The following is a 1,001-nucleotide window of genomic DNA, read 5'->3' as shown; positions in this document are numbered from 1 at the left end:
TTGCTCTACCTACTCCTATAGCCATTGTGCTTTCAGCCCCTATAGCTCCGACATTAGCTAAAGTCTTACCTGCAGCTCCACCTGGCAAGAACATAGCTGCAGCTCCTGCTACTTGAGCAGTAGCACCTATAGCAGAGCTTGTCGCTCCATAGGTGCCAGCCGACATGCCCATACTCATAGCTAGTCCAGCTAAGGCATCGCCACCGCTTATATTTGTTCCAAAGCTGTAGTTTCTTGAGCTATTATGTGAGAATGAAACACCTGATTGCATGCCACCTTGTAAGGTATTGCCACCACCAGCTTTTAAGTTTGCTACAACCCCATTAATCATTGATGTTACTTCACCAACACCTGTATGCAAACCTCTTTCTGTAAAGCTACGCGCATTAGTTAAGGAATCGCTTGTAGCTTTTGCTTTTTCTATCATTTTATCTATATCTGCATTGTGCTGATTGGCATTCTGACCAAAGAAAGTTTCAGCAACAAATCCAGTAAATGGATTATATTTTTTGCCTTCCAATTCGTTAATTTGCTTTTCTGTCTCATCTGCATGGATTCTTGACAGGTTGCTTGCAATTGCTACACTTCTATGGGTAGCTCCTATTTCTTGTCCTTTTTGAAATTCGGCTAGTTTCCCTAGCTGTTCTTTATAATTGTATTCTTCTCCATTTTCCCCTTTGACTACTCCTTTAGCTCCCATGTATATATTTCCGTTTTTGTCCCTCACATAGCCATATTCTCTTTCTTGCATAGAGCCATCTTCATTGTAAGCATTTGCCTTAACCCCAGCTTCAAAGCTTTTGGCTTGCATAAATGCTTTTTTCCCAGCTTCAGAAGCAATGGCACTAGATAGTGTATCTATTGCTTCACTGAACTTGGAGCTATCATGATTTGATAGGTTATTTAGCGTAGCTTCTGTTGATTTCAAGCCTCCTAAATTCTCTAACTTACTTCCATGCTCTGCAGTTCTAATATTGCCACCATCAGTTGCCTCATTAAAA

General features: G+C 41.0%; 1 pseudogene. It reads right to left on the bottom strand.

Features of this window, described 5'->3' with window-relative positions:
- Positions 1–1,001, bottom strand: a pseudogene (locus CQA49_RS10200) (hypothetical protein); the annotation flags it as partial.

Source organism: Helicobacter sp. MIT 00-7814 (genome assembly GCF_003364115.1).
Classification (GTDB): domain Bacteria; phylum Campylobacterota; class Campylobacteria; order Campylobacterales; family Helicobacteraceae; genus Helicobacter_F.
The sequence above is the reverse complement of the archived record's forward strand: the minus strand, read 5'-3'. Positions and strand labels throughout refer to the sequence as shown.